Below are 15,396 nucleotides of genomic sequence, written 5' to 3'. Positions count from 1 at the left end.
CCGGGACGCGTCGAGACCTCTCGCCGCATGCTCGGGTGCCCGCTAGAGCATCCCGCGCTCGCGGGCGACGGCGGCGGCCTCGGTGCGCGACTGGGTGCCCAGCTTGGTGTTGATGTGCGCCAGGTGGGACTTCACGGTGGCGACGGAGACGAAGAGCTCGCGCGCGATGGCATCGTTGGACCGACCGGCCGTGACGAGGCGCAGCACCTCGAGCTCGCGGGCGCTGAGCGTCTCCCCCGGCGACCGCATGCGGCCGAGGAGCCGACGCTGCACGTCGGCCCCGAGGGTGACCTCGCCAGCGGCGGCGGAGCGGATGGCGCGGGCCAGCTCCTCCGTGGGCGCGTCCTTGAGCAGGTAGCCGGTGGCCCCCGCCTCCACGGCGGCGAGGATGTCGGCGTCCGTGCCGTAGGTGGTGACGACGAGCACCGGCGTCGCGTGCCGGTGCACCACGGTGCCGGTCGCCTCGGCGCCCCCGAGCCGGGGTCGTCCCCGGCCGGCGCCGCCGAACCGCAGGTCGAGCAGCACGACGTCGGCGCGGCCGCCGTCGTCGAGCCAGGCGAGCAGGTCCTCGGCGGTGCCGGTCTCGTGCACGACCCGCATGTCCGGCTGCCCGTCGACCACGGCCCGCAGCCCGGCGCGCACGACGGGGTGGTCGTCGGCGAGCACGACGTCGATCATGGCTCCTCCACCGGCAGCGTCACCGCCAGCGCGGTGCCCGCACCCGGCGACGTCTCGAGCGCGACGGTGCCACCCAGCTCGGCCGCGCGCGACCGGACGGACGGCAGCCCGAAGCCGCGCCCGGACGCCCGCGCGGCGGCCCCGACGACCGCGGGGTCGAACCCGTGCCCGTCGTCGACGACGTCGAGGGTGACGGTGTCCCGCTCGTAGGTGAGCGTCAGCCGGGCATGGTCGGCGCCCGAGTGCTCCGCCACGTTGGCGAGCGCCGACTGCGCGACGCGCAGCAGCGCGGTCTCGACGGGCACGGGCAGGGGCCGCACGTCGCCGGCGGTGTGCACCGCCACGTCCAGCGGCTGCCGTTCGGCCACACGGCGCAGCGCCGCGACGAGGGTGGTGCGGTCGAGGTCCGGGGGCGTGAGGTCCTGCACGACGCGACGCGCCTCGGCGAGGCTGTCGCGGGCGGCGCCGCGCGCCTGGCCGACGAGGTCGCGGGCCTTCTCGTCGTCGGTGCCGACGGCGTCGTCGGCGGCCCGCAGGAGCAGCTCGATGGCGGACAGCGACTGGGCCAGGGTGTCGTGGATGTCCCGCGCCAGGCGGGCCCGCTCGTCGGTGACGGCCCGCTCCCGCTCGGCCTGCGCGAGGTGCTGGCGCACCGCGGTGAGCTCGTCCACGGTCCGCTGCCGCGTCTGCGACTCGCGGACGAACGCCTCGATCCCCAGCACGACGCCCACGGCCACGGCCGCGCCGAGCACGGGGCCGAGCACGAAGCCGGTCCACGGGTCGTCGGCGTCGGCCTGCACCAGCAGGCCCTCGGCGACCGCGAGCGCCGTCGTCACGGCCACCGCGACGACGCCGCGGCGCGGCCCGAGCACGTGCATCTCCAGCAGCATCAGGGGGAACGCGAGCCACAGTGCCGCCGGCGAGATCCACAGCAGCACCACCCACGGGAGCACGAGGGCCGCGATCCACGCGGCGTCGGGCCACCAGGCGCCGCGCGGTGTGTCGACGGGCCGGTCGTGCACCCGGACGGCCCGGCGCCCGGAGACGTAGACGCCGACGAGCACGGCCGCGACGACCGTCGCCGCCCACGTCCGCCCCGGCGGGGCCTGCACGACGGCGACCACGGCGAGCGCCGCGAGCAGGACGTCGAGCCCCAGGATCAGGGCGCGCGTCGCCGACGGCTGGGGGCGGTGGATCACCCCGTCCACGGTAGCCGCGGGGGGCGGCGACGCATCGTCCGAAAGGTGGAACGACCGAGCCACCCTTCGGCGCCGCAGGATCCGTCCGCATCCCGATGATCGCGGCGCTCCCGGTGCGGAGGCTGGGAGCAGCCCAGAAACCACCGACCCGTGGAGGTCCCCGTGTTCGTCGCCCTGCGCGACCTGCGCCACGCCCGTGGCCGCTTCGTGCTCATGTCCGTGGTGATCGTGCTGATCACCTTCCTCGTCACGTTCCTCGCCTCCCTGACGGCGGGCCTGGCCCGGGAGTCGACGTCGGCGGTCACGGACCTGCCCGCCGACCACCTCGCGTTCTCGATGCCCTCCGCCGGCGACTCCCCGGAGTTCACGGCGTCGCGCGTGACGCCCGACCAGTGGGAGGGCTGGGCCGACGTGCCGGGCGTGGAGTCGGCCGAGCCGCTGGGCCTCGCGACGACGCGCGCCGCGTCGGACAGCACGACGGCGTCCGTCACGGCGCTCGGCGTCGCGGACGGCTCGGCCCTCGTGCCGGGCGGGCGCGACGTCGGCCCCGGCACGGTGGTACTCACGCCCGGGGCGGCGGACGCGCTCGGCGCGAGCACCGGCGACACGGTCACGCTCGGCGGCGCGGAGCTCACGGTCGCCGGGACGGTCGACGCCGACGAGTCGTTCTCGCACACCCCGGTCGTGTGGACGACGCTCGACGACTGGCAGGCGGTCGGCGCGCGCGGTGCGCACGGCGCGACCGGCGACGACGACGTCGCGACCGTCGTCGCGCTCACCACGGCGGACGACGGAGTGGCCGACACCGCCCTGGCCGGCGCGGACGCCGCACTCGGCACGACGACGGTCACGACGTCGGACGCCCGTTCGGCGGTGGCGTCGTTCGCCGGCGAGAACACGTCGCTGTCGACGATGCAGGCGTTCCTGCTGGTCATCTCCGCGCTGGTGGTGGGCGCGTTCTTCACCGTGTGGACGATCGGCCGCGCGGGCGACGTCGCGGTGCTCAAGGCGCTCGGGGCCTCGACCCGCTACCTGCTGCGCGACGCGCTCGGGCAGGCCGCGGTGCTGCTGGTCGGCGGCGTGGCGGTGGGCACGGGCCTGACCGTCGCGGGCGCCTCGCTGCTGCCGGGCGTCGTCCCGGTGGTCGTCACGACGGCGACGACGCTCGTGCCCGCCGCAGCCCTCGTGCTGCTCGGGCTGGCCGGCGCCGCCGTCTCGATCGCCCGCATCACCCGCATCGACCCGCACGCCGCGCTCGCGGCGCGCTGACCCGCTCGCACCGACAGCACAGACCGCACAGGAGGACCCCGATGGACCTGCACCTCGACCACGTCACGCTCGTCTACCCCGACGGCGACGGCACGCTCACCGCCGTGGACGACGTCGACCTCACCGTGCCCGCCGGCACGACGACCGCGCTGCTCGGCCCGTCCGGGGCGGGCAAGTCCAGCCTGCTGGCGGTGGCCGCCGGGCTGACGAACCCCACCCGCGGCGCGGTCCGCATCGGCGACGACGTCGTCTTCACGCCCACGACGACGGTCTCCGCCGCGACGCGCACCCGCCTGGACCGCATCGGCATGGTGTTCCAGTCACCCCAGCTGCTGGGCTCGCTCACGGCGCTGGAGCAGCTGGAGCTGCACGCCCACCTGCGAGGCGGCCGCCCGTCGAGCGTCCGCGACCGGGCCCTCGAGCTGCTCGACGCCGTCGGCGTGGGCGACCACGCGGGCAGGCGGCCCGCGCAGCTGTCGGGCGGGCAGCGGCAGCGCGTCGCGATCGCGCGCGCCCTGGTGGGACGGCCGGAGGTGCTGCTGGTCGACGAGCCGACGTCGGCCCTGGACCACGAGCGCGGCACCCGCGTGGTCGAGCTGATCACGGGCCTGGCCCGCGAGACCGGCGCGGCCACCCTGCTGGTGTCGCACGACTCGTCCACCCTGGCCGGCGTGGACGCCACGGTGCGGATGCTCGACGCCCGCCTCGAACGGGTCCCCGAGCCCGCCTAGCAGGTCGGGCAGGGTCGTTCGGCGGGCTGCCTCCGCGCGGCGCCGCGGACGGCGCCGAGCGCGGCGCCGACGCGCTCGGCCCAGGTCGCCCGTCGGGGGCGCACCCGGAACGTGCTCGCGACCGCGACGTCGGACGTCACGGCGGCGACCTTCTCCGGGGCGCACCGCCCGTACTTCGCCCGGTAGGCGTCGTCGAGCAGAGCGTGCAGCTCGGGCGCCACCTCGGCGAGCACGACCGGCCGCCGGGAGCCGTCGATCTGCAGGTGCGCGCGGCCGCCCACGACGCGGGTGCCGCCCGGCACCGACCGCACGTACAGGTCACGCCCGAGGCGCACCACCCAGCTGCGCGCGGCGGCCGAGGGTTCGCCCGCCGGCACGATCCGCACGGCTGCGGCGGCGGCGAGGTCGCCGAGCAGGTCGAGGTCGCGCGCGGCTGGGGCGGTACGGGTCAGCAGGCTCACGACGGGTCGAACAGTGACCTGGGCCACGTGTATTCCGGAGCCGCCCGTTCCGGCGCGGCGCTGCCGGTCACCAGTCGATCGGGTCCCGCGAGATCGGGCAGGTCATGCAGTGCCCGCCGCCGCGCCCGCGGCCGAGCTCGGCGCCGACGATGGTGACCACCTCGACGCCGGCGCGGCGCAGCGCGGCGTTGGTCAGGGTGTTGCGGTCGTAGGTGAAGACGACGCCGGGCTCCAGCGCGACGGCGTTGTTCCCGGAGTCCCACTGCTGCCGTTCGGAGGCGTACACGTCGCCCGCCGTCTCCACGACGCGGAGCTTCGACAGCCCGAGCGACCGGGCGACGACGTCGACGAACGGGGTGTCGCCCTCGTCGGTGACCTCGACCCCGGGCGCGGCGTCCGAGGGGCGGAGGGTGAACGCGTGGATGCCGTCGACGATCGTCGGGTGCACGGTGACGAGGTCGCGGTCGGCGAACGTGAACACCGTGTCCAGGTGCATCGCGGCGCGCAGCCGCGGCATCCCGGCCACGACGACCTGCTGCACCTCTCCGCCGTCGAACAGCGCCTTGGCGAACTGGGTGATGCCCTGCCGCGACGAGCGCTCGCTCATGCCCACGAGCACGGTGCCGTTGCCGACGGGCATGACGTCGCCGCCCTCGATGGTGGCCTGCGCCCAGTCCTGCTCCGGGTCGCCCCACCACACGCGCGAGCCGACGTACTCCGGGTGGAAGGAGTAGATCGCCTTCATCAGCAGCGTCTCGTCCTTGCGCGCCGGCCAGAACAGCGGGTTGAGCGTGAGCCCCCCGTAGATCCAGCAGGTCGTGTCGCGGGTGTACAGGGTGTTGGGCAGCGGCGGCAGCAGGTACTCGGGGGTGCCGGTGGACTCGCGGGCCAGGTTCACGTAGTCGCTGCGGAAGTCGGCCGGCAGGTCGTGCGTCGAGAGGCCGCCGACGAGGAACCGCGACAGCTCCCGGTCGGTGAGCGAGTCGAGGTACGCCCGCGTGCCCTCCACCAGGCCGAGACCCACCTGGTTCGGCACCACCTTGCGGTCCAGGAGCCACGAGCGTGCCTGCGGGATGGCCATCGTCTGCGCCAGCAGGTCGTGCAGCTCGACGACCTCGACGCCCCGGTTGGTGAGCTTGTTGACGAAGTCGAGGTGGTCGCGCTGCGCGGACTCCACCCACATGACGTCGTCGAACAGCAGGTCGTCGGAGTTCGTGGGGGTGAGCCGCTCGTGGGCGAGCCCGGGCGAGCACACCAGCACCTTGCGCAGCCGGCCGACCTCCGAGTGGACGCCGTGGGCCGGGGCGGCGGGCTGCGCGGACGGTGCGGTGGTCATGGCGAGAACCTTTCGGTCGGACGACGGACGGTGAGGTCGGTGGGGACGGTCAGATCGAGATCCAGCCGGTGGCGAGGCCGATCACCGCGAGGAGGGCGATCGCGACCACGACGGCGAACAGCACCAGCTCGGCGGGGGCGAAGACCCTGCGCCCCTGCTCGCGCCGCGTCATGACGAACAGGACGGTCGCGGGCGCGTAGAAGAGGAACGAGACCACCACGAGGCTCAGGCCGGCCGCGAAGACGAGGAAGGCCGTGTAGGCGGTCGCCAGGACCGTGACGACGAGGTCGCCGCGCAGGGTCGACGGCGGCGCGCCGTCGTAGGTCTCCCGCGTGGCGCGCAGCTTCACCGCGTAGAGCGCGGCGAGCAGGAACGGGATGAGCGTCATGACGGCGGTCATGTCGAGCGCGAAGTCGAACGCGTCCTCGGAGAAGTACGTGAGGATCAGCACGACCTGCGACAGGGACGTGCTCAGCAGCAGCGCGTTGACGGGCACGTCCCGGTCGGTCTGCCGGGTGAGGAAGCGCGGCATGTCGCGGTCCTTCGCGGCGACGAACAGCACCTCGGCGGCCATGAGCGTCCACGCGAGGTACGCCCCGAGCACGGAGATGATGAGGCCGACGCCGACGAAGACGCTGCCCCACTCGCCGACGGCCGCCTCGAGGACGCCCGCCATCGACGGCTGCCGCAGCTCGGCGATCTCGGCCATCGGCATGATGCCGTAGGACACGATCGTCACCGACGCGAAGATGGCGAACACGCTGACGAAGCCGAGGATCGTGGCCCGGCCGACGTCCTCGCGCCGGCGCGCGTGCCGGGAGTAGACGCTCGCCCCCTCGACGCCGAGGAACACGAAGACCGTCACCAGCATCGTGCCGCGCACCTGGTCGAACAAGGAGCCCGCGTAGTCGGCGCCGCCCCAGTTCTCCGCGAACGCGCTGGGGTCGAAGACGAACAGCGCCAGCAGGACGAAGACGATGATGGGGATGATCTTGGCGACGGTGACGATCCGGTTGATCGCCGTCGCTTCCTTGATGCCCCGCCGCACCAGCAGGAAGAACAGCCACAGGCCGACGGTGGACAGCGCGAGCGCGAGCACCGTGTCCCCGGCGCCGAGCGCCGGGACCCACTCGCCCAGCGTCGACATGATGAGCACCCAGTAGGTGACGTTCCCGACGCACGCGCTGGCCCAGTAGCCGGCGGCGGCGAAGAAGCCCGTGTACTCGCCGAAGCCCGCCTTCGCGTACGCGTAGACGCCCGCGTCGAGGTCGGGCTTGCGCATCGCCAGCCGCTGGAAGACGAACGCGAGCATCAGCATGCCCGCGCCCGCCACGACCCACGCGATGAGGGCGCCCATGACGCCCGTCTCCTGCGCGAACCTGCGCGGAAGCGAGAACACCCCGGCGCCGACCATGGAACCGACGACCATCGCGGTGAGGGTCAGGAGCGACACCTTCGTCGTGCCGCCCGTCGACGTCGCGGTGTCCTGCTGCGCCATGGGCCGTGACCTCCTGGACGGGATCTACGGGTGCTGCGGCCGATCGTTCCACCGTCGCGCCGGGTCCGCGCGCCGGCGGTGCGATCCATCAGGCCCGCGGCGGCGCCCGCCGGGACCTACCCGTGCGCGAGCACCTCGAGGGCCACGACCGCCATGCCGAGCACCACCTCGGCCAGCAGGAGGAGCCACTTCTGCCAGGTGGGGATCGCCGCGCGCCGCACGGCCACGTACCCGACGAGGCCGAGGCTCGCGACGAGCGCATAGGTCGCGGCGGTGAGCGCGCCCGCCGTCGTCCACGCCCCGCTCGCGGCCACCCACAGGAACACGAGCGGCAGCACCACGACTCCGCCGGCGCTGGAGATCACGCCCACCATGTGGCGGCCCTCGGCGCGGGTCGGGAGGTGGTTGTGCGCGACGACGTGCGACACGAGGTCGGCGAGGAAGACGGCGAGCAGGGTGCCGCCGACGGTGATGACCAGGGTGGTCGCCGCCTGTCCCGGCGTGAGGCCCTCGACGTGGCCGCGCAGCGCGAGCACCACGGCGAGCGCGGCGAACGTGACGTACACGCGCTCCTTGAGCCGGTCGGCGCGCTGGTCCGGCGTGAGCTGGTCGCGGCGGCGCCGTCGGCGCTCGCGGCGTTCGGACCTTCGGCTCATGCGTGCACCGTAGGCCCGTGGTCGGCTGTTGACATGCGCGCGAGGTCCGGGCATCCTCGTGAAACGACTCAATTTGAAGCGCTTCAAAGTAGAAGTGGGAGAACGATGACGACCTCGACGGCCCCGGGGAAGATCCCGGGCAGGACCTGGTACCGCACCACGGTGGCGGGCATGGCGTCGTACCTCGACGCCGGCGCGATCATCACGACCGGCACTGCGCTGGTGCTGTACAAGGAGCCGCTGGGCATCAGCGACGCGCAGTTCGGCCAGTACTCCGCGCTGCTGACGTTCATGATCGCGGCGGGCGCGCTGGTGGGCGGCCGGCTGGCCGACCTCTTCGGTCGCAAGCGGGTCTTCCTCACCACGATGGCCGTGTACGTGGCGGGCGCCGCGGTGCTCGTGGCCGCGCCCGGCACCGGGGCGCTCTACGCCGGCGTCGTGCTGCTCGGCCTCGCGGTCGGCGCCGACCTGCCCGCGTCGCTCGCGATGATCGCCGAGGAGGCGCCGCCCGAGCACCGCGGCAAGCTCATCTCGTTCTCCCACATCCTGTGGCTCGTCGGCATCATCGCCGCGCAGCTGTTCGGCATCGTCGTCGGCGGCATGGGCATGACCGGCGGCCGGATCATGTACGGGCAGCTCCTGGTGCTCGCGCTCGTCGTGCTGGTGCTGCGGGCCGGGATGCCGGAGTCGTCGCGCTGGCAGGCGGCGCACGCGGACACCACGGGCGCCGGCGCCGAGGCGGTCGACCTCGGCACGCTCAAGCGGCTGCTGCGCGGCCCCTACCTCATGCCGATGGTCGCCGTCGCGCTCTTCTACGCGCTGGTCAACGTGGGTGCGAACACCGGCGGCCAGTTCTCCACCCTCATGTACACGGAGATGGCGGGCACCACCGTCCGGTTCGCCTCCACGGTCGGGTTCGTCACCTTCGCGATCGCGTTCGCCGCGACCTATCTGCTCATGCGGATCGTGGACGGCGCGCACCGGATGCGCTGGTTCGCCGTCATGGCCGTGTTCTACACGCTCGGCTACCTGGTCCCGGTGGTCTTCGGCGTCGAGGTCTGGACGCTCGTGACCATGGGCGTCGTCGGCTCCATCGCCGGCGCCGTCGCGGGCGAGCCGATGTTCAAGGTGTGGGCGCAGGAGCTCATCCCCACCACCTACCGCAGCACCGCGCAGGGTGTGATGATCGCGTTCACCCGCGTGGTCGCCGCCGTCGTCGCCCTGTGGACGCCCACCCTGCTCGCCGCCAGCCCGAACGTGCTGTTCGTCTTCGTGGCGGCGTGCATCGCCGTGGGCGGCGTGATCGGGTACTTCTGGATCACCCGGTACCCGCGCGTCGCCGACGACGAGCCCGTCGCGCCGGCGCCGACCGGCGCCGCCACCCGCACCGACACCACCCGTATCGACACCACCCGTATCGACAAGGGAGCACGATGACCTTCCCCGCGCCCGTCCTGCGCGTCGAGCACCACGCCCAGCCCGCCCTCGGGGTCGGCGAGGACCGCCCCCGCCTCTCGTGGCATCTCGACGCAGCGCCCGCGGGCTACCGGCAGGGCGCGTACGAGATCGCCTGGCGCACGACGGCGCCCGACGGCAGCGGACAGGTCCGGACGCTCGAGGACGCGACCGCCGTCGTCGACGGCGACGCCCAGGTGCTCGTCCCCTGGCCGGGCGTGCCGCTGGCTCCGCGCGCTCGCGCCGAGGTGCGCGTGCGGACCCGGGACGACGGTGCCGGCGGTGGCGCCGACGACGCGGGCTGGGGCCCGTGGAGCGAGCCGGCCGTCGTCGAGCGCGGGCTGACGGCGGCCGACTGGACGGCCGAGCTGGTCGGCCCCGGGTACGACGAGGGACCGGTCGAGACGCGCCGCGCGCCGCTGCTGCGCCGCGGGTTCGACGTCCCCGGGAGCGAGGTGCGGTCCGCGCGCCTGCACCTCACCGCCCACGGCCTGGTCGAGGCGGAGCTCAACGGGCGGCGCGTCGGCCGCGACGAGCTGGTCCCCGGGTGGACCCCCTACGACGACCGCCTGCGCGTGTACGCCTACGACATCACCGACCTGGTGCGCCCGGGTGCGAACGCCGTCGGCACCTGGCTCGCCGACGGCTGGTTCCGCGGCCGGTACGGCTTCGAGGGCGGGCACCGCGACCTCTACGGCACGCACGTCGGGGTGCTGGCGCAGCTCGAGGTGGTCACCGATGCCGGGACCGTGGTGGTGGGCGGCGACGCCGCGTGGCGCAGCGCCCCCGGCCCGCTCACACGCGCCTCGCTGTACGACGGCGAGACGTTCGACGCGCGCCTGCTCCCGGCGGGCTGGTCGGAGCCCGGCTTCGACGACGCCGCCTGGTCGCCCGTCGTCGTGCACCCCCTGGACCGGTCCGTGCTCGCGGCCCCCGACGGCCCGCCGGTGCGCTGCACGGGCGAGCTCGCGCCCGTGAGCGTGACCCGCGCGCCCGGTCCGGACGGCGAGGACGGCTGGCTCGTCGACTTCGGGCAGAACCACTCCGGCCGCCCGCGCCTCACCGTCCCCGCCGCGCCCACGGGCACGGTGGTGCGCGTGCGGCACGCCGAGGTGCTGCAGGACGGCACCCTGTACACGCGCACGCTGCGCGAGGCCGCCGCCACGGACGAGGTGGTGCTGGACGGCGCCGGCCTCACCTGGGAGCCGCGGTTCACCGTGCACGGCTACCGGTACGCGCACGTCTCCGGCTGGCCGGGCGCGGACGCCCCGGCGATCGTCTCCCGCGTGCTGCACAGCGACATGGCCCGCACGGGCTGGTTCGCCAGCAGCGACCCGGCGCTCGACCGCCTGCACGAGAACGTCGTCTGGAGCCTGCGCTCCAACTTCGTCGACATCCCCACCGACTGCCCGCAGCGCGACGAGCGCCTCGGCTGGACCGGCGACATCCAGGCGTTCGGGCCCACCGCCGCGTTCCTCTACGACGTGCACGGGATGCTCGCCGACTGGCTGCGCTCGCTGTCCGCGGAGCAGCGGCGGTTCGGCGGCACGGTGCCCGTGTACGTGCCGTGGATCCCCGGCGGCACGTACTGGCAGCCCACGCAGGACATCGCCGGGTGGGGTGACGCCGCGACCCTCGTGCCGGAGGCGCTGCACCGCGACTCCGCCGACGTCGGCCTGCTGGAGCGGCAGTACGCGAGCGCCGTCACCTGGGTCGACAAGGTGGCCGGCCTCGCGGGGCCGGACCGGCTGTGGGACACCGGGATGCAGCTCGGCGACTGGCTCGACCCGACGGCCCCGCCCGAGGACCCGCTGCGCGCCCAGACCGACCCGCACCTCGTGGCCACGGCCTACCTCGCCCGGTCGGCGCGCGCCGTCGCGGACATGGCCCGCACGCTCGGGCGCGCCGACGACGCCGCCCGCTACGGGGACCTCGCCGAGGAGGTCGCCGCCGCGTACCGCAAGCGCTACGTCGACAGCGGCGACGCGATGCACGACACCCAGACCGCGCACGCGCTGTCGATCGTCTTCGACCTCCTCGACGGCGACGACGCGCGCCGTCGCGCGGGCGAGCGGCTCGCGGCCCTGGTGCGCGACGGCGGGAACACGGTCGGCACCGGGTTCGCCGGCACGCCCCTGGTCACGGACGCCCTGAGCGCCACGGGCCGGCTCGACGCCGCGTACGCGCTGCTGCTCAGCCACGCGTCGCCGTCGTGGCTGGCCATGGTCGACCTGGGCGCCACCACCATCTGGGAGCGCTGGGACAGCATGCTCACGGACGGCACGGTGAACCCGGGCGAGATGACGTCGTTCAACCACTACGCGCTCGGCTCGGTGGCCGACTGGCTGCACCGCATGGTCGCCGGCCTCGCGCCGCTCGAGCCGGGGTACCGCACCTTCCGCGTGGCCCCGCGCCCCGGCGGCGGGCTGACCCACGCCTCGGCCCGGCACGTCACGCCGTACGGCACCGCCGAGGTCGCGTGGCGGGTCGAGGACCGTGCGGACGGAGCGGAGCTCGTGGTGCGCTGCGTCGTCCCGGTCGGCACGACGGCGGAGGTCGACGTGCCGGGCGCGCCGCGGTCGGTCGTCGGGCACGGCGAGTCCGTCACCCGCGTGCCCTGGCCGCCGCTAGCGTGACCGGGTGCTCATCTGGGTGAACGGGACGTTCGGCGTCGGCAAGACGCACACCGTGGCCGAGCTGCACCGGCGCCTGCCGGGGAGCCTCGTGGTCGACCCGGAGCAGGTCGGGTACGGGATGCAGCGGCTCGTCCCGCGGGACTACCGCCCGGACTTCCAGGACTTCACGTCCTGGCGCACGGGGGTGGTCGAGGTGCTCGACCTGGTCCTCGCCAAGCACGACGGGCACGTCCTGGCCCCGATGACGGTGACGAGCACGCGCTACTTCGACGAGACCGTCGGGCGGCTGCGCGAGCTGGGGCACGACGTGCGGCACGTCGCGCTGCTCGCGGAGCCGGCCACGGTGGTGCAGCGTCTGGCCCGCCGCGGGCTCGGCGCCGGCCGGGTGGCCGACGCCGTCGGCCTGCGTCGGCTCGCCCTGCGCCGCGAGGCATGGGCGGTCGAGCGGGTGGTGCCCAACCTGGAGCTGCTCTCCTCCCCCACGTTCGCCGAGCACCTGCCCACCGACGACCTCACCGTGCCGCAGGTCGCGCAGCGGATCGCGGACTCGTGCGGGCTCACGCTGACCGCCGACGACGCAGGCCCGGTGCGACGCGCCGCACGCCGCGCCGGCACGACGCTGCAGCACGTGCGGCGCGGCTGATCAGGCCCGGGCGCGGCGCTGCCGCGCCCGGCCCACCGCCTTGACCATCTCGACGAGCAGGAAGACGACGACGGCCAGGCCGAGCGTCTTGCCCCACTCCTCGAGGCCGATGGGGGCGGCGTCGAACCAGTCGTGCATGAACGGGGCGTAGACGAAGACGCACTGCAGGGCGATCAGCGCGACGGCGGAGAGCCAGATGACCCGGTTGCCGCGCAGCACGTCCACCGTGAGGCTCGACCGGTCCAGGAAGCGGCAGTTGAACAGGTAGGCGAGCTGCCCCAGCGCGAGCATGGTCACGGCCGTGGTCTGCGCCTCGGCGAGGGGCGCGCCCTGCGCCCGCTCGGCGTAGAACACGAGCAGCGTGGCGCCGCCGATGAGCAGCGACACGATCAGGATGCGCCGCACGAACGCGGCGTCGAGGATCGACGCCTTCGGGTCGCGCGGCGGCCTCGACATGACGTCCGGCTCCGCCCTCTCGTACGCGAGGCCGAGGGACAGCGTGACGGCCGTGATCATGTTGATCCACAGCACCTGCACCGGCGCGAGCGGCAGCACCAGGCCGAACAGCACCGCCACGAGAATGACCAGCGACTGCGCGCCGTTGGTGGGCAGCAGGAAGAGCACGGACTTGCGGATGTTGTCGTAGATCCGCCGCCCCTCCTCCACGGCCCGCTCGATGGTGGCGAAGTTGTCGTCGGCGAGCACCACCTCGGCGGCGTCCTTCGTGGCCTCCGTGCCCTTGATGCCCATCGCGACGCCGACGTCGGCCTGCGTGAGCGCGGGGGCGTCGTTGACGCCGTCGCCCGTCATCGCGACCACCTCGCCGTGCGCCTGCAGCGCCGACACGATGCGGATCTTGTGCTCCGGGCTCGTGCGGGCGTACACGTGCACGTCCTGCACGACGGCGCGCAGCTGCTCGGTGGTCATCGCCTCCAGCTCCGCGCCGGTGAGGACGGCGGGTCCCTCGCCGTCGGGGCCGACCTCGTCGTGGACGATGCCCATCTCGCGGCCGATCGCCACCGCGGTTCCGGCGTGGTCGCCGGTGATCATCGTGACGGCGATGCCGGCGTCGCGGCACTGCGCGATGGCGTCGATCGCCTCGGGGCGCGGCGGGTCGACGATGCCGACCAGGCCGCACAGCTCGAGGCCGGTGAGCGAGTCGGCGAGCTCCCCGGACGGCTCGGACGGGACGGCGCGACGGCGGGCCGCCGCGAGCACCCGCAGCCCCCGCCCGCCGATCTCGTCGATCTGCGCCTCCCAGAACGGGCGGTCGATGGGCTGGGCCGTGCCGTCCGGGCCGGTCTGGGCGGTGCACCGGTCGAGCACCCGGTCGGGCGCGCCCTTGACGTGCACGACCTCCGCGCCGTCGGGCGCACGGTCGAGGGTGGCCATGTACTTGTTCTCGGACTCGAACGGCACGAGGTCCCGGCGCGACCAGCCCGTGGTGTCGAAGCCCGCCTTCATGCCGAGGCTGCGCAGCGCGCCCTCCGTCGGCTCGCCGACCAGCCGCCAGTCCTCGCCCTGCCCGCCGGCGTCCCCGGGCACCACGCGCGCGTCGTTGCACAGCATCATCGCGGCGACGACGGCGTCCAGGTCGCGGTCGTCGGCAAGGTCGGCGTGCCGCGACCCCTCGCCCGCGAGCGTGAGCTCGCCGACGGGTGCGTACCCGGCGCCCGCGACGTCGAACGACCGGCCGGCGGTGCGCACCAGCCGCGCGGTCATCTCGTTCTTGGTCAGCGTCCCCGTCTTGTCCGAGCAGATCGTCGTGACGGAGCCGAGCGTCTCCACGGCGGGCAGCTTGCGCGTGATGGCGCGGCGGCGGGCCATCTGCTGCACGCCGAGCGCCAGGGTGATCGTCACCAGGGCGGGCAGGCCCTCGGGGACGGCGGCGACCGCGAACCCGATGGACGCCGAGACCAGCTCGGGCACGGAGAAGTCGTGCACGACGCGGCCGATGATCACCATCACCACGGCCATGCCGAGGATGAGCACCGCGAGCAGCTTGCCGAACCGGTCGAGCTGCTTGGTCAGCGGCGTCTCCAGGCTCGTGACCTCGGAGATCATCGTCTGGATGCGGCCGATCTCGGTGCGCTCGCCGGTGGCCGTGACCACCCCGACGCCCTGGCCCGCGGCCACGAGCGTGCCGGAGAACAGCATGCTGGTGCGGTCGCCCACCCCGGCATCGGGGTCGACGGCGTCGACCCGCTTGCTCGCCGCGACCGACTCCCCCGTGAGCGCCGACTCCTCGACGCGCAGGTTGGTGGCCTGCAGCAGCCGCACGTCGGCGGGCACCCGGTCGCCGGACCGCACGCGCACCACGTCGCCGGGGACGACGTCGTCGGCGTCGATCTTGGCCCACGCGCCGTCGCGGCGGGCCTCGGCATGCACCGACAGCATCTGCCGGATGCCGTTCAGCGCGCTCTCGGCGCGCCCCTCCTGGATGAAGCCGATCGCCGCGTTCACCACCGCGACCAGCAGGATCACCGTGAAGTCGACCCAGTCGCCGAGGATCGCCTTGAGCACCGCGGAGACCAGCAGGATGTAGATGAGCACGTCGTCGAAGTGCACGAGGATCCGCTTCCACAGCGGGTCCTTCTCCGGCGGCGGCAGCCGGTTGGGGCCGACCTCCGCGAGACGCTCCGCCGCACCGGCGGCGGTCAGCCCGCCGTCGTCCGTGCGCAGCGCGGCGAGCACGTCCTGCGGGGGCGAGGCCCACGGCGTCGGCTCGGCGGTCACGTCCTGGGCCTGGTCCATGGCCCCATTTCACCCGCCTTGCTCCGCCCCCGCGCGCCGGGCGCCGAGCGTCACACCGTGCCTGAACCCGTGCCCGGCAC

The 15,396-nt window shown here is 74.2% G+C and carries 12 protein-coding genes; 5 read left to right on the top strand and 7 right to left on the bottom strand.

Features of this window, described 5'->3' with window-relative positions; translation table 11 throughout:
- Positions 1–42 precede the first annotated feature (42 nt).
- Both ABZ493_RS01295 and ABZ493_RS01290 read right to left on the bottom strand, forming a co-directional pair.
- Complete coding sequence (locus ABZ493_RS01295) at positions 43–678, bottom strand: response regulator transcription factor (protein WP_430580363.1); 636 nt, start codon at positions 676–678, stop codon at positions 43–45.
- Entirely contained in the window at positions 675–1,877 is a 1,203-nt protein-coding gene (locus tag ABZ493_RS01290) for a sensor histidine kinase (RefSeq protein WP_430580362.1), read from the bottom strand. The genes ABZ493_RS01295 and ABZ493_RS01290 overlap by 4 nt, the downstream gene beginning before the upstream one ends.
- Positions 1,878–2,027: 150 nt before the next feature.
- On the opposite strand from ABZ493_RS01290, the gene ABZ493_RS01285 reads away from it, so the two are divergent.
- Complete coding sequence (locus ABZ493_RS01285; RefSeq protein ID WP_430580361.1) at positions 2,028–3,146, top strand: ABC transporter permease; 1,119 nt, start codon at positions 2,028–2,030, stop codon at positions 3,144–3,146.
- 41 nt (positions 3,147–3,187) lie between these two features.
- Positions 3,188–3,877, top strand: a complete 690-nt coding sequence (locus ABZ493_RS01280; RefSeq protein WP_430580360.1) for an ABC transporter ATP-binding protein — start codon at positions 3,188–3,190, stop codon at positions 3,875–3,877.
- On the opposite strand, the gene ABZ493_RS01275 is transcribed toward ABZ493_RS01280, so the two are convergent.
- The 4 genes from ABZ493_RS01275 to ABZ493_RS01260 form a co-directional block, all read right to left on the bottom strand.
- Positions 3,874–4,338, bottom strand: coding sequence for a DUF2255 family protein (locus ABZ493_RS01275; RefSeq protein WP_430580359.1), 465 nt, complete (start codon positions 4,336–4,338; stop codon positions 3,874–3,876). The genes ABZ493_RS01280 and ABZ493_RS01275 overlap by 4 nt on opposite strands.
- 67 nt (positions 4,339–4,405) lie before the next feature.
- On the bottom strand, positions 4,406–5,674 hold the full coding sequence (locus ABZ493_RS01270) for an arginine deiminase (RefSeq protein WP_430580358.1): 1,269 nt from the start codon (positions 5,672–5,674) through the stop codon (positions 4,406–4,408).
- A 49-nt stretch (positions 5,675–5,723) separates the two neighbouring features.
- On the bottom strand, positions 5,724–7,172 hold the full coding sequence (locus ABZ493_RS01265) for a basic amino acid/polyamine antiporter (RefSeq protein WP_430580357.1): 1,449 nt from the start codon (positions 7,170–7,172) through the stop codon (positions 5,724–5,726).
- A 116-nt stretch (positions 7,173–7,288) separates the two neighbouring features.
- Complete coding sequence (locus ABZ493_RS01260; RefSeq protein ID WP_430580356.1) at positions 7,289–7,828, bottom strand: hypothetical protein; 540 nt, start codon at positions 7,826–7,828, stop codon at positions 7,289–7,291.
- Positions 7,829–7,933: 105 nt separating this feature from the next.
- Here ABZ493_RS01260 and ABZ493_RS01255 point away from each other — a divergent pair, with 105 nt between their 5' ends.
- Genes ABZ493_RS01255 through ABZ493_RS01245 form a run of 3 tightly spaced genes read left to right on the top strand, consistent with a single transcriptional unit; the run spans position 7,934 to position 12,562 of the window.
- Positions 7,934–9,265, top strand: a complete 1,332-nt coding sequence (locus ABZ493_RS01255) for an MFS transporter (protein WP_430580355.1) — start codon at positions 7,934–7,936, stop codon at positions 9,263–9,265.
- Positions 9,262–11,919 carry a family 78 glycoside hydrolase catalytic domain gene (locus ABZ493_RS01250; RefSeq protein WP_430580354.1) on the top strand — a complete coding sequence of 886 codons (2,658 nt, stop codon included), beginning with the start codon at positions 9,262–9,264 and terminating at the stop codon, positions 11,917–11,919. Before ABZ493_RS01255 ends, ABZ493_RS01250 begins: the two co-directional genes overlap by 4 nt.
- Positions 11,920–11,923: 4 nt before the next feature.
- Entirely contained in the window at positions 11,924–12,562 is a 639-nt protein-coding gene (locus tag ABZ493_RS01245) for an AAA family ATPase (RefSeq protein ID WP_430580353.1), read from the top strand.
- Here ABZ493_RS01245 and ABZ493_RS01240 read toward each other — a convergent pair whose 3' ends face one another.
- Complete coding sequence (locus ABZ493_RS01240; protein ID WP_430580352.1) at positions 12,563–15,316, bottom strand: HAD-IC family P-type ATPase; 2,754 nt, start codon at positions 15,314–15,316, stop codon at positions 12,563–12,565.
- Between the last annotated feature and the right edge of the window lie 80 nt (positions 15,317–15,396).

Origin of the sequence: Isoptericola sp. NPDC019482 (genome assembly GCF_040632295.1) — a bacterium.
Taxonomy (GTDB): Bacteria; Actinomycetota; Actinomycetes; order Actinomycetales; family Cellulomonadaceae; genus Isoptericola.
Note: the sequence above shows the minus strand (reverse complement) of the source record. Positions and strands in the feature narration are given on the sequence as shown.